This is a genomic window from Moraxella haemolytica (assembly GCF_030177935.1).
Taxonomy (GTDB): domain Bacteria; phylum Pseudomonadota; class Gammaproteobacteria; order Pseudomonadales; family Moraxellaceae; genus Moraxella; species Moraxella haemolytica.
This window is the reverse complement of the sequence record NZ_CP089974.1, coordinates 528,746-547,706: the sequence shown is the minus strand read 5'-3', so window position 1 is coordinate 547,706 and position 18,961 is coordinate 528,746. Positions and strand designations below refer to the sequence as shown.

At 41.2% G+C, this 18,961-nt stretch carries 23 protein-coding genes; 10 read left to right on the top strand and 13 right to left on the bottom strand.

The annotated features are described in order from the left end of the window. Positions 1-192: 192 nt before the first annotated feature. From yihA to LU276_RS02550, 3 genes are all read left to right on the top strand, one after another. Positions 193-882, top strand: coding sequence for a ribosome biogenesis GTP-binding protein YihA/YsxC (gene yihA, locus LU276_RS02560; protein WP_284674117.1), 690 nt, complete (start codon positions 193-195; stop codon positions 880-882). A 128-nt stretch (positions 883-1,010) separates the two neighbouring features. Further along, positions 1,011-1,838: a 16S rRNA (cytidine(1402)-2'-O)-methyltransferase gene (gene rsmI / locus LU276_RS02555; protein ID WP_284674116.1), complete on the top strand. Its 828-nt coding sequence runs from the start codon at positions 1,011-1,013 to the stop codon at positions 1,836-1,838. A gap of 68 nt (positions 1,839-1,906) precedes the next feature. After that, positions 1,907-2,353, top strand: a complete 447-nt coding sequence (locus tag LU276_RS02550; RefSeq protein WP_284674115.1) for a GatB/YqeY domain-containing protein — start codon at positions 1,907-1,909, stop codon at positions 2,351-2,353. Positions 2,354-2,456: 103 nt separating this feature from the next. On the opposite strand, the gene LU276_RS02545 is transcribed toward LU276_RS02550, so the two are convergent. Continuing rightward, positions 2,457-3,944: a M48 family metalloprotease gene (locus LU276_RS02545; protein WP_284674114.1), complete on the bottom strand. Its 1,488-nt coding sequence runs from the start codon at positions 3,942-3,944 to the stop codon at positions 2,457-2,459. A 183-nt stretch (positions 3,945-4,127) separates the two neighbouring features. Here LU276_RS02545 and LU276_RS02540 point away from each other — a divergent pair, with 183 nt between their 5' ends. The 5 genes from LU276_RS02540 to LU276_RS02520 all read left to right on the top strand — a co-directional run bounded on the left by LU276_RS02540 (position 4,128) and on the right by LU276_RS02520 (position 7,208). Then, a complete protein-coding gene (locus LU276_RS02540; RefSeq protein ID WP_284674113.1) occupies positions 4,128-4,475 on the top strand; it encodes a sulfurtransferase TusA family protein in 348 nt (115 codons plus the stop codon). A gap of 324 nt (positions 4,476-4,799) precedes the next feature. Further along, positions 4,800-5,654 (top strand): RNA polymerase sigma factor RpoH, encoded by an 855-nt coding sequence (gene rpoH, locus LU276_RS02535; RefSeq protein WP_284674558.1) that lies wholly within the window; start codon positions 4,800-4,802, stop codon positions 5,652-5,654. Between the two features lie 67 nt (positions 5,655-5,721). Further along, positions 5,722-6,087, top strand: a complete 366-nt coding sequence (locus LU276_RS02530) for a DUF423 domain-containing protein (protein ID WP_284674557.1) — start codon at positions 5,722-5,724, stop codon at positions 6,085-6,087. Positions 6,088-6,128: 41 nt separating this feature from the next. Continuing rightward, positions 6,129-6,329: a sulfur carrier protein ThiS gene (gene thiS, locus LU276_RS02525; RefSeq protein ID WP_284674112.1), complete on the top strand. Its 201-nt coding sequence runs from the start codon at positions 6,129-6,131 to the stop codon at positions 6,327-6,329. 27 nt (positions 6,330-6,356) lie between these two features. Then, entirely contained in the window at positions 6,357-7,208 is an 852-nt protein-coding gene (locus tag LU276_RS02520) for a nitrilase-related carbon-nitrogen hydrolase (RefSeq protein WP_284674111.1), read from the top strand. A gap of 70 nt (positions 7,209-7,278) precedes the next feature. Here the strand turns inward: LU276_RS02520 and LU276_RS02515 are convergent, their stop codons facing one another. Together LU276_RS02515 and ccmA are read right to left on the bottom strand one after the other, a co-directional pair. Continuing rightward, complete coding sequence (locus LU276_RS02515) at positions 7,279-7,953, bottom strand: heme exporter protein CcmB (RefSeq protein WP_284674110.1); 675 nt, start codon at positions 7,951-7,953, stop codon at positions 7,279-7,281. Beyond that, positions 7,950-8,573: a heme ABC exporter ATP-binding protein CcmA gene (ccmA, locus tag LU276_RS02510; protein ID WP_284674109.1), complete on the bottom strand. Its 624-nt coding sequence runs from the start codon at positions 8,571-8,573 to the stop codon at positions 7,950-7,952. Before ccmA ends, LU276_RS02515 begins: the two co-directional genes overlap by 4 nt. 152 nt (positions 8,574-8,725) lie before the next feature. Here ccmA and LU276_RS02505 point away from each other — a divergent pair, with 152 nt between their 5' ends. Continuing rightward, positions 8,726-9,334 carry a type III secretion system chaperone family protein gene (locus LU276_RS02505; protein WP_284674108.1) on the top strand — a complete coding sequence of 203 codons (609 nt, stop codon included), beginning with the start codon at positions 8,726-8,728 and terminating at the stop codon, positions 9,332-9,334. Between the two features lie 27 nt (positions 9,335-9,361). Next, the gene (locus LU276_RS02500; protein ID WP_284674107.1) at positions 9,362-10,279 is read left to right on the top strand and encodes a histone deacetylase family protein; all 918 of its coding nucleotides are present in this window, start codon (positions 9,362-9,364) and stop codon (positions 10,277-10,279) included. Between the two features lie 84 nt (positions 10,280-10,363). On the opposite strand, the gene LU276_RS02495 is transcribed toward LU276_RS02500, so the two are convergent. The 10 genes from LU276_RS02495 to LU276_RS02450 form a co-directional block, all read right to left on the bottom strand. After that, a complete protein-coding gene (locus tag LU276_RS02495; protein WP_284674106.1) occupies positions 10,364-10,543 on the bottom strand; it encodes a DpnD/PcfM family protein in 180 nt (59 codons plus the stop codon). 132 nt (positions 10,544-10,675) lie between these two features. Next, positions 10,676-10,951, bottom strand: a complete 276-nt coding sequence (locus LU276_RS02490; RefSeq protein ID WP_284674105.1) for a hypothetical protein — start codon at positions 10,949-10,951, stop codon at positions 10,676-10,678. A 216-nt stretch (positions 10,952-11,167) separates the two neighbouring features. Beyond that, entirely contained in the window at positions 11,168-11,416 is a 249-nt protein-coding gene (locus LU276_RS02485; RefSeq protein WP_284674104.1) for a hypothetical protein, read from the bottom strand. A gap of 23 nt (positions 11,417-11,439) precedes the next feature. Next, positions 11,440-12,552, bottom strand: a complete 1,113-nt coding sequence (locus LU276_RS02480) for a PIN domain-containing protein (RefSeq protein WP_284674103.1) — start codon at positions 12,550-12,552, stop codon at positions 11,440-11,442. Positions 12,553-12,628: 76 nt separating this feature from the next. After that, entirely contained in the window at positions 12,629-15,496 is a 2,868-nt protein-coding gene (locus tag LU276_RS02475) for a valine--tRNA ligase (protein ID WP_418001274.1), read from the bottom strand. Positions 15,497-15,618: 122 nt separating this feature from the next. Continuing rightward, positions 15,619-16,113, bottom strand: a complete 495-nt coding sequence (locus tag LU276_RS02470) for a YbjQ family protein (protein ID WP_284674101.1) — start codon at positions 16,111-16,113, stop codon at positions 15,619-15,621. 36 nt (positions 16,114-16,149) lie between these two features. Then, positions 16,150-16,530, bottom strand: a complete 381-nt coding sequence (locus LU276_RS02465; RefSeq protein ID WP_284674100.1) for a YbjQ family protein — start codon at positions 16,528-16,530, stop codon at positions 16,150-16,152. A gap of 89 nt (positions 16,531-16,619) precedes the next feature. Next, positions 16,620-17,141, bottom strand: a complete 522-nt coding sequence (locus tag LU276_RS02460) for a YecA/YgfB family protein (protein ID WP_284674099.1) — start codon at positions 17,139-17,141, stop codon at positions 16,620-16,622. Positions 17,142-17,238: 97 nt separating this feature from the next. Further along, complete coding sequence (locus LU276_RS02455; protein WP_284674556.1) at positions 17,239-17,466, bottom strand: PA3496 family putative envelope integrity protein; 228 nt, start codon at positions 17,464-17,466, stop codon at positions 17,239-17,241. Between the two features lie 139 nt (positions 17,467-17,605). Beyond that, the gene (locus LU276_RS02450) at positions 17,606-18,907 is read right to left on the bottom strand and encodes a hypothetical protein (RefSeq protein WP_284674098.1); all 1,302 of its coding nucleotides are present in this window, start codon (positions 18,905-18,907) and stop codon (positions 17,606-17,608) included. Positions 18,908-18,961: the final 54 nt, after the last annotated feature.

Genomic DNA, 18,961 nt, shown 5'->3' with positions numbered 1-18,961 from the left:
TTACAGTTTATTTTTTTAGGCAGTTTTTGTGCAACTGCTACATAATAGCGTTGATAAGCCCAAACCAATTCGCTTTAAATATACACACTCCTTTCTTTAAATATACACACTCCTTTATTGTCGCTATTTTATGGCTTTCATGATACACTATTGGTTATTTTTACGACAAATCAAACCACAAATTTGCAAGCCATGACCACCACCGACTACCAAAAAATCATTCGCCAGACCACCTTTGCATTATCCGCCCCCACCCTAAAACTTTGCCCAGCTGATACAGGTTTTGAGGTGGCATTTGCAGGGCGTTCCAATGCAGGAAAATCATCCGCCATCAATACCATCACTCACCAAAAACAGCTTGCTCGCTCATCAAAAACTCCAGGGCGTACGCAGATGATTAACTTCTTTGATGTTGGTTGTCAGCATAGTCGTATCGTTGATTTACCAGGTTATGGCTACGCTCAAGTACCAGAGGCGATGAAAATCAAGTGGCAAAAAGAGCTTGAAAACTACCTTGTGCATCGTGAAAGTCTAACAGGTCTAATTTTACTCACTGACATTCGCCATCCACTAAAATATTTTGATGAACAAATGCTTCATTGGGCAAAAGATGGTAGTTTGCCTGTGCATGTACTGCTGACCAAAGCAGATAAATTAAAGCGTGGGGCTGCCAAAACCGCACTATTGCAAACAAAAAAACAATTACAAGCTCTAGAACTACCTTTTTCTATTCAGTTGTTTTCAGCATTGAATAAAGAAGGGCTCGATGAATTGGCAGATGTATTGGGAAATTGGCTACACTTGGGGGAAAATCTGGATTTAACGGATACAGATTTGGTAAGCCAACACATAGCAAATAATGAACTGCAAAGTAGTGATTAGAACAATGCTGGTTAAAAAAGATGGTTAAAGACAGTCAAAGATTTTTGTAAAATTATACATTCAAAGACAAATTAAACCTACCCAAATTAGACCAATAATCATTATTTACCAAAAAAAGGCAAAATACCATGACAGGCATTTTATATGTTGTTGCCACCCCCATTGGCAATCTAAACGACATGACAAAACGGGCAATTGACACCCTAGAATCGGTCGATGTGATCGCGTGTGAAGATACTCGTACAAGCTCTAAATTATTAAGTTTCTTTAACATTACCACGCCCACCACTGCCTATCACGAGCATAATGCCGACATACAGACAGCACGGCTTACCGAACGATTACAGAACGGTCAATCAATCGCCTTGATTTCAGATGCAGGAACACCGCTTATCTCAGACCCTGGGTTTAGGTTGGTTAAAGCGTGCCATGATGTGGGTGTGAGCATCGTTCCCATTGTTGGGGCGTGTGCGGTCATTGGGGCGTTGTCTGTTGCAGGATTGCCATCTGATAAGTTTAGTTTTGTAGGGTTTTTACCCACCAAGCAACATGGACGCAAAGAAGCCTTAAGACTGTATGACTCGCACACCGAGACCTTGATTTTTTATGAAGCACCACACCGCATTGTGGAGTGCCTGTCCGACATGGTGGATGTGTTTGGTGGCGAACGAGAAGTTACGCTATGCCGTGAAATTAGCAAAACCTTTGAAACAATAAAAAAATTGCCACTGGCTGATTTATTGGCATTTGTAAAAAACGATGCCAACCAACAGCGTGGCGAAATCGTGTTGGTTGTTGCAGGCAACACCCAACCAGTACAAAAAGCCGATTATGATGATTGGCTACTTGCCATTGCCAAAGAACTGCCACCAAAAAAAGCCAGTGCAATCGTGGCAGATGTGCTAGGCATTAAAAAAAGCGTGGTATATGATAGATTGCTTGAGCTACAACAATAGCTTGGTTGATATCACCAAAAACACATCATTTCTTACCTAACTTTTACAACTTAATAAAGGATACTCTTATGACCCTAAAAACCACCCTAACCGATACCATCAAGACCGCCATGAAAGCCAAAAACATGGAACAAGTCAAGGTACTACGCAATGTGCAGGCTGTCATTAAGCAAGTAGAGATTGATGGGCAAACCGAGCTTGATGATAAAGACATATTGGCGATTTTACAAAAACAAATCAAGCAACGCCAAGAGTCCCTAAGCATCTATACCACCAATGGGCGTGATGATTTGGCACAAAAAGAGCAATTTGAGATTGATGTCATCTCTGCTTTTTTACCTGAGCAATTATCCGATGACAAACTCAACGCCATCATCAACGAGACCATTGATGAATTAGGTGCATCTGGCATGAAAGACATGGGGCGTGTGATGAATGCTGTCAAAGATAAGACCGCAGGTCGGGCTGATGCTGGTGTCATATCAGTGCTTGTCAAAAAGGCTTTGACCGCCTAACCCATCAAAACTTATGGGGTTTATTTTACAGTTTATATCAACAAAAAAAGCACACCCGTATGGCGTGCTTTTTATTGGATTTAACAACCATGAGTCTACCCATCTAAAATCTTGGCTTAAAGTCTTTTGCCATGACAATCTGTTCTTTATCGGCCTGTAACATCGCAACCAATGACTGTAGTGATTTATGAGCATTGGCGATTTTTAGTGCTTGGGCGTTAGACCGCAAAGCAGCTTCGTGTTTATCCGTCCAAAACTCAGTCCAAGAGCGAGCTTGCAATGCGTAAATGGTAGATATTTCTTGACTGCGTTCATCATGATCGCCATAAGCTTTAGATTCATAGGCCCGTTGCATGAGTTGCCACGCCTGCACATCGTGCGAAGTTTTTTTGGTTAAATCTTGCAATAATGCAATCGCTTGAGGGGCTTGCTGTGTTGCGATGAGATTTTTTGCCAAATACAATCGCACATCTCGCCGTTCAGGATAGATGGCCTGCAATGGCTTTAGTAGGCGAACCGCCTCCTCATAACGATGCTGTGCATTCAATAAATCTGCCTGCACAAGTACGAATAACAACTCATCATGAATAAAATTACCTTCATCAAGCGTCTTTTGGGCTTGGTCATATTGACCATCATCCATGAAAAACATTGCCAGTGCCAATCTTGCCCCTTGACTTTGTTTGACATTAACCGTCAGTTCTGACAGATTTGTCTGACGAGTCAGATACTTTAGTCGCCAGTATAATAAATCAAACAGCCGAGCTTGGTTTTGCTTATCACTCATGGGCACGGTAGGATAGCGAGATGCACGAGCGGTCGCCTCAGACAATCGCTCCATCGTGAATGGGTGCGACTGCATGAAACTAGGAATAAAAACGCTTGAGGATTGATTTAAAGAAACCTGCCGGTGCAACTGATGAAAAAATCTAGGCATGGCATGGGCATCATAACCCGATTTAGATAATATCTGCTGACCTACCCTATCTGCTTCTCGCTCATGCTCTCGGCTATGAGCAGCAACACTCTCTGCCATCCCCGCTTGAGAGCCGGCCATCACAGCTAATACCGCATCGCCACCTGCTGCACTTGCCACCAATGCTGTCAATAGCCCACCCATCTGCCACGCCAAGAGTTTTTTGTGATTATCTGCACGCTGTTCATAATGACGCTGGCTTAAATGAGCTATCTCATGAGCCAAGACACTCGCCACCTCATCTAGCCCATCTGCTGACAACACCACGCCTGTATTTAGCCCAATCACCCCACCTGGCACAGCAAAAGCATTAACCTGATTGTCATTGATGAGTGGCATGGCAATGACAGGTTGCTGTCGGACTGTTGCATTCATCTGATTTACCATGACATGCAACAGCTGAACCGACCACGGATCATCAACCAAAGGTATATTGGCATGAATCTGTCGCAAAGACCATAGGGCAATTTGTCGGTGATGATATTGCTCGTTAAAGCCCACACCTGCCATCAGACTTGGCGCTTTGACGGTCGTTTGTTGTCCATCATAAGCTACTGCCGGCATCATCAAGGGTATCGATAGCAAAAGCATGGCTAGGGGTGTTTTTTTCATCATGGATTCATTATAGAACGATTTGTATCATCTTACTATAAATCACCACAAAACCCAACTCCGTTATTCATCACCACAATCATCTTATTAAACAGTGCAAATCATTCTTTTTATCTTGTAAAATATAAACTCGCCCAAATATCCCATTAAACCAACCATAAAAAACCACACATAAGAACGCCTTACATGACAACCATTACCTTTACTCCATCTTTAATGCTTCAATTAACAACAGAGCAACTAACCGACATTCAGCAAGCACTCGCAGGCAAGCATAACAACATAACACTGTCCGCTTTTTTTGATGCTCGTAACTTAGCTTGCCCCATGCCATTACTAAAAGCAAAAATCGCCCTAAGAGGCGTTGCGACTGATGAGAGTTTGTACCTGATTGCCAGTGATAAGAACTCCCAAACAGACCTAGTGGCATTTTGTCAAAAACAAGGGCTATCCATAACAACTTGGCAAAGTGATGACGGCCACAATACAGCAAACTATTTTCACTTTATCATCACAAAAAAAGCTAGCGTTTAGGTTGTTTAAGCCTTACAATAGACCCAAAAGAATTTATTTGCCTAAGCACTATTTATGACAAAAAAATACAACAGCACTCATGATTATGATGATTTAGATGACATGAGTAACTTTGATGATTATAACGGTGAGTACGCCATTGATGAGATGGATGAATTGGCACTTGGCGATGGTTTTCATGTGCATGATATGGATGATTATGAAGAGCTTGACGACCATGAAGGCATAGATGATATCAAGACCATCACGCCTGCCATTCGCACCATCATTACGCATGGCGATACACCCAATCATGAAGTCGCCACCCGTGATTTAGTCCCTGCCATGCCAACACATTTGGCAGCCCCTGGCGTAAATCTTGGTGCGTACATCAATACAGTTCATCAAATTCCTATTTTGACACCTGACGAAGAAAAGCAGCTTGCTGAACGCTACTACCACGACGGCGATGTTGAAGCTGCTCGCCTGCTTGTCATGAGCCACCTAAGATTTGTGATTCATATTGCTCGCAGTTATTCTGGATACGGACTGTCGCAAGCCGATCTGATTCAAGAAGGTAATTTAGGTCTGATGAAGGCAGTAAAACGCTTTGACCCAACCAAAGGTGTGCGACTGGTATCATTTGCAGTACATTGGATTAAGGCAGAGATTCATGAGTTCGTCATTAAAAATTGGCGAATCGTCAAGGTTGCGACCACCAAAGCACACAGAAAGCTGTTTTTTAACCTAAGAAGTCTTAAAAAATCCAGCAACCAGCTCACCCAAGAAGAAGCTGAAGCCATCGCCAAAGACCTAAATGTTACCGTCAAACAAGTCTTTGAAATGGAATCTCGTTTGACCAGCTATGATGCATCATTTGAAATGCAAGACTCCGATGAAGATGATGGGAGATATGCACCACAACTGTTCTTAGAAGATGCCATTGACCCTGCTGATGTGGTTGAAGAAGCCGACTGGGAAGAAAATACCACCAGTGCCTTAAAAGAAGCCATGGAAGAGCTAGATGAGCGTTCACGAGACATCATTACCCAAAGATGGCTTGCTGACCAAAAATCCACCCTGCACGACCTAGCCGCAGTGTATAACATCTCTGCCGAGCGAGTCCGCCAAATTGAAAAAAACGCCATGGATAAAATCCGAGAAGCCATGACTATAGATAGCACCATGCTAAGCGACTGACATCAAAGGTTTTGCTGACATAAGGCTGATATAAATAAATTTTGATAAAATAGCACAGTTTTTTATGATTTGGATAAAAATTGCCGCCATCAATCTTGCCATTGGCGTTGCCCTTGGTGCATTTGGTGCTCATGGACTTAAAAATTTTGCAGGTGCGTATGAATTAGGCATTTGGGATACAGCAACCTTGTATCTATTCATACACTCATTAGGTCTGCTTGCCATCGGTGTATTGAATGCTACAGGTCGCTACAAAATGACTCTGCCTGCGTATTTTTTGCAATGTGGCATCATCATCTTTAGCGGTTCACTGTATGCCATCGCTTTGGGTGCACCCAAATGGCTTGGTATGATTACGCCAGTTGGTGGCATACTTATGATTAGCGGATGGCTGATACTTGTTTTTGGCAGATTAACCGCACAATCAAACTAACAATTCACCCAATCAATCTTAACAACCAAAATCCAATAGCCATGCAAAATATCACCCTAAATGGCGAATCACTCGCCACCGATAAAGCCACCGTCCTTGATTTATTGACCGAACTGGCAATGACCGAAGGCAGATTTGCCGTTGAGATTGACGGTATGCTGATACCAAAATCACAACTTTCCAACACCGCCATCAATGATGGCATGACCATCGAGGTCGTGCAAGCGGTAGGCGGCGGCTAATTATCTTCATTCATTATAGAGTATGCCATGACCATTCGTATTGCTAGCATTCAACTAAATAGTCAGACCAACATTGATGCCAATCTTGACATCATAGGTCGTGCCATCGCCGATGTCGCACCGCACACTGACATCATCGTATTACCTGAAAATATGTGTGTCATGGGCAGACAAAACGAACTGGCTTGGCGTTTTGATGAGATTTGTAACACCCTGTCAAATCTCGCCAAAATACATCAGATACATCTGGTTGCAGGTACACTGCCATGTAATAGGCGTCATAATGGCACTGTTGTATCAGATGGCAAATACCGCCAAACCAACCTAGTTTTTGACCCAAACGGCCGTCAAATCGCTCGTTATGATAAGATTCATCTGTTTCGTGCCACCGTCAATGACAGCACAGGTAGCTATGACGAAAGTAAGACCTTTGAGGCAGGTGATGAGCTTGTGGTTGTCCCCCTAAGCATACAAGACCAAAAGATTAACTTAGGACTGATGATATGCTTTGATGTCCGCTTCCCTATGATGGCTCAAAAACTAAGAGCATTGGGAGCTGACATCATCAGCGTACCTGCCGCCTTTACTCATAAGACAGGGGAGGCACATTGGCAATTATTACTACAAGCTCGTGCCTTAGATAGTCAGTGCATGATGATTGGTAGTACGCAAGGAGGCATTCACCACATCGGTAGTAAGAGCCGAGAAACTTGGGGTCATGCAATGATGGTGGACGCTCATGGGCAAGTGATTGCCGATAGCCATCAAAGTGAAGTAGGCGAAGCGGGCTATTTGGTTGTTTATGGAGAGTTTGACAAGACCAAACAAGAGCACATCCGCCAAAGTATGCCAATCTTTAACTGTCATCGTCTTAACTAATCCAACCAAATAAACCAAAACCGCCATATGTTTAGCGGTTTTGGTTTATTTGCTAGATTGATTCTTGATGCTAATTTGACCACACCATCTTTAATATCTGTGCCACCACCCATGGCGTGATGATAATCGCCATAATACTCATTGCCCCAAGCAGTGCCAAAGTCGGCAGCCCATTTAGTCCAGTGGCATACAAATCAACCGCACCAGTAGCAAATATCAACACAGGTAACTGCATGGGCAAGGCAACAAGTGGCACAAGTACCGCACCATTTTTTAGACTCAAGGTCAAACTACTGGCAATCGCTGATAACATAAGCATGAGCGGCGAACCCACCAAAATAGACAACATGAGCATGAGCGTATCACCAAGCGGCATATTAAATAAAGGCATGGCAAGCAATGACAACAAAGAGACGGAACCTGCACTAAATACCCAATGCACAAGCAATCTGGCAAACACCCAGATTGGTAACGACGCCCCTGACACCACAAGCTGTGCTAGCGTGCCATTTTCCATATCAGCTTTAAATAGGTCATCAACACCCATCACTAGCGACAATAAAGCTGCAATCCAAATGGCAGAAGTTGCCAAGCGTAACAAGAGTGCAGGTTCAGCCCCTATTGCAAGTGGAAACAGCGTGATGATAATCAAAAAAATCATCAAAGGGAATAGCCACTGCACCGCTCCTTGTCTTTTAATATGCCACTCTCTTAGCAACATCGTAGCAAAGGCATTTTTCATCATAACGCAAACTCCGCCAAATCAAGCACACTCGTTCTTAGCTCGGTACTTTGATGGCTAGTCATCAGCACCGCACCACCCAATTTTGCAAAGTTTGCGATACGATATTCCATGCGTTTTACCATGTCAACATCAAGTGCCGTTAATGGCTCATCAAGTAACCAAAACTTTGACTCTCTAGGCGTTAAGACGAACAGGCGAGACAGCCCCACTCTTCGCATCTGCCCTGCTGACAGCTGTACGCTAGATACATCACCCAAACCATAAAGCCCCACCTGCTCAAGAGCAAAATCTATCACTTCACGGTGTGTATCCGCCCCATATAAAGACAATAAAAACTCTAAATTTTGCCGAACCGTCAAACTACCGCTAATCCCAAGCTGATGCGACACATAAACTGGACTTACGACATCATCATGATACATCACCTGCCCACAGACAATCGGTAGCAGTCCTGCAATTTGTGATAGCAGCGTTGTCTTACCCAGTCCATTTTCACCAATCAAATGGCATATATCGCCTGCATTAAGCGTCAAATTCACACCCTGACACAGCACAAACTCTCCACGCTGTACATCAATGGCATCAAGCGTAACAATGGGCGATTGAGTAAAAACCGTCATATCTGTCATCATTTAAAAATATGGTTAATAATACCAAAAATCCCACACAATCAAAACTGATTTATGCAATTTTAGCAATTTAGTTGATATTTGTTTTGCATAATATACCCCATTAGGCTACAATTTCACCAAAAATAACGAACGCACACATCATGAAATTCTTCAACAAGCTAAAAAATTTACTCACAAAAATACAACCCACTCAAGAGCAGACCTTAAGCACAAGCCCCCACCCCATCACCGACCGCATCACAGCATGGCTTAGTGCCCAAGACTGGCACTACGAACATCGCAAACCCAGCCCCAAGACTGATGGTCGCACACATCATGTGATTTTAAGTTTCTCGGATAATTCATCAGACTGGACCTGCGTGTTTCGCATCAATGAACAAAATCAGCTTATGGCAATGTTTGGCGTACTCACCCAGACTGTACCGCCCAGTCACTACGCACCCATGCTCATGAAAATTGCTCACACCAACTTAAACATCGCTTTTGGTAGCATAGAGCTTGACCCCACCGATGGTGAAGTGCGTGTAAAAATGTCAGTTGATGCCGAGTTTAGCACCCTAAGCGATAAGGCTCTCACCTGCTATTTGCAAGGCTTGTCTGGACTAACAGAACTGGCTTGGCGATTGCTCAACGAGATCATGGGCGAGGTTGAGCCTAGCCCTATCGTACATGATTACCTAGAGATAGCTGATGAGACCGAATCACAAAGCGATGGTGGCTTTTTTATCCCCACCAATCAATCCCAATAAAACCATACGCACCACCAACCATTAGCCATGCCCTTTAAAATCGCCCATCACCCCGCTTCTTGCCTACCCCTGCCAGCAGGACATCGTTTTCCGATGGCAAAGTACGCATTGTTACCAAAAAAACTACTTGCTGATGACATTGCCAAACTCTCTCAATTTTTTACACCGACAATGGCAACTGTTGATGAGATTTTAACCACGCACACCGCCAACTACTGGCACGCCCTAAATACACAGACACTACCACCCAAAGACTGCCGTAAAATCGGTTTGCCGATGAATCAAGAACTCATAGACCGTGAAAGGCTTGTTGTTGGAGCGACAATCGAGTGTGCCAAATATGCCTTGACAGATGGCATTAGCCTATCCACTTCTGGCGGTACGCATCACGCCTTTACAGATAGTGGTGAGGGCTTTTGTATTTTAAATGATGTTTGTGTGGCAAGCCATGTACTGTTAGACCAAGGGCTTACCAAAAAGATTTTAATCCTTGACCTAGATGTTCATCAAGGTAATGGCAATGCGTCCATTATGGCGGATAATGCCAATGTCTTTGTGATGAGTATGCACGGTGAGAAAAATTATCCCTATCACAAACCCAAATCAGATTTGGATATTCATCTTGCTGATGGCATGAGCGATGATGAGTATTTGTCGCTGTTAACACAGCATTTACCCAAAGTGCTTGATGGTTTTAATCCTGATTTTGTATTTTATCAAGCAGGGGTAGATGTGCTCGCCGATGATAGGCTTGGACGGATAAACTTAACCATGAATGGGCTGTATGAGCGAGAGCGGTATGTGATTCAGACACTGTTTGACAAGGGATTGCCAACGGTGGTAACCATGGGCGGTGGCTATGCCCCTGATATTGATGTGATAGTGCAGGGGCATAGTTTGGTGTTTGGGGTGGTTAAAAACTTAATGGCAATCAAATCACACTAATTTGCTCACGGATTTTTTGTTTAAATTCATATTTTGATTGAGTGGTTATTGCTTAATAATGCCTTTTTGATAATTTTAAGAATTCTACTCGTTCAACACCAAACTTTCACCAAATTCCACCGAAACAAAATTACTCCAATCCAAGACAATATTTTCCTCTTGATAACACTTTTTTGCCATCTGAATGGCATCATCAAGACTGTCCGCTTCTATTTTGACAACTTTTGATAAAGTTTCTTTAATTTGTATTTGATAAACTTGCATTTTTTATATCTCCTTAGTGGCCATTATGGCTGTCTAATGTTGTCTTTGGTAAAATGATTGTTGGGTGTTTTTAGCGATGCCCCTGATGTTGATGTGATTGCATAGGGGTTGTGAGGGTTGGCGTAGTTTTAGTTAATTTTCAATAATAAAGGTTTGTAAAACAACACTATCATAAATTTCTCCATTATCACCGATTACAGATCTATCAACTTCCATATAATAAACTTTATGCCACTTATTTCTTCGGTAAAAATTTTCACAAATCCATTCTGGCACATATATCTTTTTCTTGGACTTAATCATTGCATAATTCTCACCATCAATCATTTTTAACCTCCCTCTAGAAATTCTAGTAAAACCTTCAATTTCTGTCCTATCGGAAACGCTAATAGAAAATATATTACCCATTACATCAATTCCAACATCTAAGATTTTACCCTCTAAATAATCTGTAATTTCAGGAAAATCTTTATGATGTATAACAATATCATTTTTATAATTTTCCAGTAAAACTTGTGTAAATCCATCTTGAATTTTATGGCGAAAAATAATTGCTTGCTCAACTGATAGCTGTTTATTGGATATATTATCTACTTTTGATTTATTACTTAAATCATCAATATATTACCTAAGTTCTATATTTTCTTTTTTTAAATTATCAATTTCATTCTGCAATTGCAACAAATCTTTATTTGACAATTCTTTGCAAATTTTCTCTGCTTTTTCTATCTGGTTATTTAAATTAGCAAGAATCTGTTGCCATCTATCATCAGTAATAATCCATCTATTTTCTGGTTTAATTAAATAGTTAATGGAATTTACATTGCTATGTAACCGCTCCAAAATCTCTTCATAATGTTTTGCTAATGCCATATTTTAACCTTAACTATGATATTTTAATAATCCCAATTTGGTTCCACCCAGCCAAAATCCACTTCAAGGATAGCGTGATGACTTTTGGAATTACTTAGCTTAAAGTCTGTAATTTCTGTATTTTCATCCAAATGAAATCTCATAAAAAAATCAAAATCATCATTAACTTCAATTATCTCCATACTATTTCCCATACTGATATAATCTCCATCAATGCCATCCTTCATTTCAAATAAAAATGTAGCATTGGCTTCATAATCAATATTTACAGAGACACTGACATCAAAATAATCTTGATCTATTTCTGTAATAACTATTTTTTCATTGTCAAATGTGTGATTTATATATGTTATATATTTATCTTCAACTTCATAATGGTAATGACTATCTGCAAGAGGATATAATCCGTAATTCTCTACATCACTTTCAATTATTCCTGATATTAAATCATAGTTTCTATCAATAAATTTCAGTAATTTTTCCTTTAATCTTTTTAACTCTTTTTGTTTATTCTCCAACAATAATAAATGTTCTGCAATTAGGGAAATGTCACTAAAAACCTTTATGATTTTTAAGCTATGAGCATAGTCTTTCCAACCATTATCATTACTGACAGCTAGAATTTCGTAATTCTGCTCTTTTGCCCAATTTGTTAATCCGACTAAACTGATTGCATCTTGGAATTCAGATGATTTGTCTTTATTTTTCTCAAACGGTGCAATACTTTTAACATACATATCCAAAATACTTTGCATATCAACCAGCTTGGAAGTGTTTATAATTTCAATACTATATTCGTTACAAAAATCATCGATTTTTCTCCTTGCAATCTCTATGTGGTTACAAGAATTTAACTCATTTTTAATGGAAATTTGTAAATCTTTTGATAAAATATTATTATCACCAGCAAAAGCAACCAATCCTCCTAACTGCTTTATTTGCTCATCTATCCGTTTATTTTTTTCAAAATTTTTTATCATCTCATTGTAAATAATATCAGAAAGAATAATTTTAATATTTCTGTCTCGAATTTTGCTTAATTCATATATCTTTGGGCTATTAAAATTATAGCCAATACTATGAAAAATATTAGTATCAATTGTTACCACATATTTTTTGCTTAAATCGTTACTCATAATACTTCTCTAAAAAATGATAATCAGACATAGCCATTTCACAATGATTATGCCTGATTTTTCAACCAATTACAAATCACATATTATTGATTTCTTCCACACTCTCCTTCACCTTCCCAATCTGCCTTTCAAGCTCACTTAATTTCTCTCGTTCAGCCGAAACAACCGCAGATGGGGCTTTGGCAACAAAGGCTTCATTATTTAGCTTATTTGCAATTTGGTCAAATTGTTTTTGTAATTTGTCCAGCTCTTTTTGTAGTCTTGCAAGTTCTACCGCAGGGTCAATCAAGCCTTTCATCGGTACATAAATGGTCGCTTGTCCAATCACGCTTGATGACGACAAGGGGGCTTTTTCATCATCTGTCAAGAATGTGATACTTTCCACCTTAGCAAGTGCTTTAAATAAAGGCTCAATGCGGGTAATTTGTGCTTTTTCGCTATCCGTGATATTTTGCAATAACACAGGCAATTTGACGCTATTGCCCAAATTCATCTCGCCACGAATATTACGCACCGCCCCAATCAAGCCTTGTAACCACGCCATATCATTTTCGGCTTGCTCATTGATACGGCTTTCATCGGCTATTGGATAAGGAGCTAGCATAATGCTTTCTCCACCACGATTAATCATTGGGGTAAGCGTCTGCCAAATTTCCTCACTGATAAACGGCATGATTGGATGTACAAGGCGTAGGGCAACTTCCATCACCGATAATAAGACATACCGCACTTGGGCTTTTCTGTCATCAGATACTTCAGGGTCATTTAAGACAGGCTTGGTCAGCTCCACATACCAGTCGCAATATTCATTCCAAATAAAGTCATAAATCGCTTGACTTGCCAAATCCAACCGATAAGTATCAAAAGCAAGATTAACCGATTGTTCTGCTTTTTGCAGACGGCTTACTATCCACTGTTCTGGCAACTCCCAAAGCTCTGGGCGTGCATCAGTATCAATGTCTTTGCCATCAACATTCATCAAGACAAAGCGAGTAGCATTCCAAATTTTATTACAAAAATTACGATAGCCCTCTACTCGTTTTAAGTCAAATTTAATGTCTCGCCCTGTGTTCGCCAATGCACAAAAAGTAAAACGCACCGCATCTGTACCATAAGCATTGATGCCATTTTCAAATTCTTTTCTGGTGGCTTTTTCAATTTTGGTGGCATCTTTAGGATTCATCAGTCCTGTGGTGCGTTTGGCAACCAAACTCTCCAAATCAATGCCATCAATCAAATCCAGTGGGTCTAATACATTGCCTTTTGACTTACTCATTTTTTGACCTTCGCCATCACGAACAAGCCCATGCACATAAACCGTCTTAAAAGGCACTTGCGGTTTACCGTCTTTGTCTTTGACAAAATGCAAAGTCATCATAATCATTCGGGCAACCCAAAAGAAGATGATATCAAAGCCAGTTACCAGCACCGAAGTTGGGTGGAATTTTTGTAAGATTTGATTATCAAAATCACTCTCATCACCTTTCCAACCCAATGTACTAAATGTCCAAAGAGCCGAACTAAACCAAGTATCTAGCACATCATCATCTTGGCGTAAAGCAATATCGCCTAGATTGTATTTTTGGCGAACTTCTGTTTCATTACGCCCCACATAAAAATTACCATTGTCATCATACCACGCAGGAATGCGATGCCCCCACCAAAGCTGACGGCTAATACACCAATCCTTAATCTCACGCATCCACGCCATATACATATTGGTATATTGCTCTGGCACAAATTTAATATCGCCATTTTGCACTGCATCGATGGCAGGTTTGGCAAGTTCATCAATGTTGACATACCATTGGTCGGTTAGTAATGGCTCAATCACCGTACCAGAACGATCGCCTTTTGGCGTTTTTAAAGCGTGTGGCTCTATTTTTTCAAGCCAACTCTCATTGGTAGCCTGCTCAACCAACTTTTTACGAGCAACAAAGCGGTCAAGTCCTGCATACTCAGTCGGAGCTGAAATTGAATCTTGTCCAATCACATCAAATTCGGTCAAAATACAACCATCTTTATCAAAGATATTAATTAAAGGCAAGTGATGGCGTTCACCTACATCGTAATCATTAAAATCATGAGCAGGGGTAATTTTTACACAACCTGTGCCAAATTCTTTTTCCACATAATCATCAGCAATGATGGGTACTTCACGATTAGTAATAGGTAAAATAACTGTTTTACCAATCAAATGAGCATATCTTTCATCATCAGGATTAACCGCAACCGCCGTATCGCCAAGCAGTGTCTCTGGGCGAGTGGTGGCAACGGTAAGGTGATTTTTACCATCTACCGTTGTTAAATTTTTATCAGCGAAATAATAATTAAAATGCCAAAGCGAGCCTTGCTCATCGTGATTTTCTACCTCCAAATCCGATAGAGCGGTATGCAACTTGGTATCCCAATTCACAAGGCGTTTTTTGCGATAAATCAGACCTTCGTCATATAGGCGAACAAACACTTCTTTGACCACATCGGACAGCTCATCGTCCATCGTAAAGCGTTCACGAGACCAATCCACGCTTGACCCCAAACGGCGGATTTGGCTAGTGATTGTGCCACCCGATAACTCTTTCCACTCCCACACTTTGTCCAAAAACTTCTCACGCCCTAAGTCGTGGCGACTGATACCTTGCAAACCGAGCCGGCGTTCTACCACCATTTGCGTGGCAATGCCTGCGTGGTCAGTACCGCCTTGCCAGAGCGTGTTGTAGCCTTTCATGCGATGATAGCGAGTCAGTGCGTCCATAATGGCATTATTAAAGCCATGCCCCATATGCAGTGAGCCTGTTACATTAGGTGGTGGCAAAACAATACAAAAGGATTTGTCTTTGTCGGTGGTAGGTTTAAAATAGCCTTTTTGTTCCCATTTATCATAAATGCCTGCTTCAATATCGGCAGGATTATAAGTGGCGGACAACTGATCCAAAGTACGCATCATAACTCCAAAATTTTAATGAAAAAATACCCCCTATTTTAGCAAAAAATAAGGGGATTGTGGGGATTTTTTGGTAACCAAAGTTAGGGGTAGAAACCAACAAAAAGTTATTACGGTGGGCGTTACTGGTTTAGATGGGTAGGCTGTAAGGATACATTAAAATTATCCAAACTGGCCACTGCCGTGCCGTAGGCAAGCACCTCCACACCGCCATTACCTATCGTTGATGTCTCAATTCTCACACCATAGATGTGATTATAACCGCTCTTTTGTGCTTGCTTTTTCATTCGCACCACCGCTTCACGCCGTCCTCGTTCAAGCAGTCTTTCATAAACGGTTAGGTTTTTACCAAATAGGCTTAAAACACCAGAATACATCAATTTAAAATAGTCTTGAGCAATAGATACCGAACCTAAGACCAGTACGCCATCTGCATGAGTATCAGGCTGATAAAAGCGTTCATTTGAAATGACGATATACGCCAAAATCCTTTCGTCAGCATCCAAATTTGCCAGATGCTTGCGTTCGGATCTTGTGCCAAAATACCACCCCACACCCACCAAAATAATGACAGTAACGATTTGAAAATTCTGCAAAAGCAGTGCAATCATATTCATGGCATCGCCCCAGATTTATTCAAACAGGCTCATGGTTTATGCCTGATTTGATTGCAAATCTTGCTGTGGTATGGCTTGTGCGGTGGTCTGCACAAAAGGCTCTCTTATTGCCTTAACCGCTGTGCCATAAACAAAGATTTCAGACGCACCTGCTGCCACATTAGAAGTAGCAAACCGCACGCCCACTATCGCATCTGCTCCAAGCTCCACCGCTTTAGCAATCATTCTGTCAAGAGCTTCTTGGCGTGCTTCTTCGAGTAGCTCGGTATAGGCAACAAGCTCACCGCCTATGATATTTTTAAGCCCTGCCAAAAAGTCCTTACCCACATGTTTGGTACGCACCGTGCTACCATAGACCACATCCAAGCGTTCAGTAATGGTGTGATTGGGCAAGTGCTCTAGATTGGATAATTGCATGATTTTTTCCGCTGTTTGTTGATTTTGACATAAAAAATGGGTCAACCAAGACCCATTTTACGCACAATTTGCTTAAAAAACAACCATCATCAATCATCTGTATGGAACAACAAAAACAGCTCGGTAATATTGTCTTCAAGGGCATTTGCCATCTGTGCCAGCGTCTCTTCATCTCGCATATCGTCCATTTCTGGATCAATGCCGGATAAAAGCACCATTGGCAGGGTAAGCATCGCCACATCTTCTTTGGTGCTTTCATCATCAAACCAATCAACATTCTCATCAGAGTACATGGCATCAACAAAGCCGATGGCCCACGCCGCCAGATCCCCTTCTTCACTAAAATCTTCAGCTTCTTCACTGGCATTAAAAGGCAATTCAATCGGTTCTTCTGCTTTTAGTGTGTCGTGCAATTCTTGTTGCCATGCTAGCAATGCCTGCTTGACCTCGTCAGCAACTTGCTGTTCACCGCCTTCAAAAAATGCCGATAGCCAATTTGGCAAAGGCTTGCCTACAACCGTTGCTGTCAAAAAACCATGTGCAGCAATCGGATCTAGTCCGAATTGATTGGCATCGGATTCTAGATAATCAAATAATGCTTGTTTGTTCATTGTTGCTCTCTTAATCATTATCAAGGTATATCATTTAAAAAGGATTTATACCAACAGGTACAAATCCCATCATCTTAATTTGCCGTTACTTAACAGGTTAAAAATCGTCAAAGTCGTCAAAGTCATCAAAATCATCATCTAAATCAAACTCAGCAAAATCATCTTCCTGCTCAAGTGCCTGCTCGAGCTTTTTTAAACGCTGTTGCTCTAGCAGTGCATCAATTTTTAGGCGTTTTTCCAAAGGTTTTGCTTTGACTTCATCTACCAATTTTGCATCGGTATCTTCTTCAAAGTTGTCATCATCAAAATCATCAATTTCGCTCATCATGACTCCCCATTAATCATCTGTTCATTAGGTAGCCGATAGAATGACTTTTGATTGCATTTTTATCAACCACCAACAGCCTTATATAAGTTATTTATAAAAATGTCAAGTATTTTTGAATTTTTTTATGATAGCATTCTTATAACAGCACTTTTTCCATCGCTTGGCGTAATCGCTCAGCAGTAGCCCTACTCACACTGGCAAGACTGCGACTTTCACGCTCGTGAATGGATTTGGGGTTATCTAACCGCACAAGCTCAACATACACTTTTACTTCTTCTTGAGCTTGTTCATCAATCAGAATCAGTGGCGTTTCTTTGCGTTTATTGGTCAATCCCAACACCACACTAGCATGCTGTACGCTACTAACGGCGGTGCGAATTTGCCATGCAGGTCGTTTGATTTCACGATGTTTATCGTACACCGCCTGATTCAGCATAAGCATGAGCTTTGATAAGAATACTGCTGCTGTTGCTTGTTTGGCACGGTCGTTGCCATTGATGACGACTTTTGCACCCTTATCATCATAATATTTAATCACTTTTGCTTGCACACCCACCAATAATGTCAGATTCAACAGCTCTTTTAGCGACCTATCTAGTAGCTGATTGCATAAGGCGAAATACGCCACTTTATTGTCATGGCTTACGGTGGATAATAGTTGATTTGGGTCTTCAAGCAGTATTTGAACCATGTAACCAGCTTGATCAGAGATAGTGTCAGTCACATCATGAGTATTTGCCTGCGTATCACCCATTGATATTTCTTGCTGAATTCTGGCTTTTTGTAGAAATGAATTCACCGATGGGACGGCTTTACCCCTGTCTTTGTCTTCGCCTTTGTCATTTACATCTTCATTTGCCTTAGCGGTTGCAGTTAGCGACTGCGTAGTCTGCTGTACCAAAAGACCTTTATCCAGTAGTTCTAGGCGTACTTTTTTGGCGATACTATCTCTTAGTTCACTGGTTGGGCGGGCAATATAGCCATATATCAACCACAAAATCATATGCAGTGCCAATGCACCAAGCAAAAATAGCCAATGTTCTGAGATAATCTTAGCACGACTGATGCTCGGGGCTTTTACCACCACGCTACCTAGTGCATCACTGCCCGAGACCACCGACCCCTTTAGGGAAATACCTGCATCATTCTCACTGCCCACAGGTACAATCAGGATATCTTTAGCGTCATAGATGCCCACAAAAGACAGCTCATAATCTTTGGCATATTTATCTGCTAGCACGCTCATGCTGATACGGTCATTATTAGCAAGTGGTGCTTTTAGCTCCAAGGTAAGCTCAGCGATTGACTGCTCAGCAGAAATGCGGTATCTATCTTTGCTTTCACGCTCTTCACTGAGCACAAAAAACAAAGTATGCAGACATAAACTAACCAAAATAAATACGGCAAAAAGCCCTTGTCGTGGTGCTAAGAAAGTCATAAGATACAAAAACCTAAAACCCCCTGCCAAGGATTGTGGCAACAATGGGTAAAT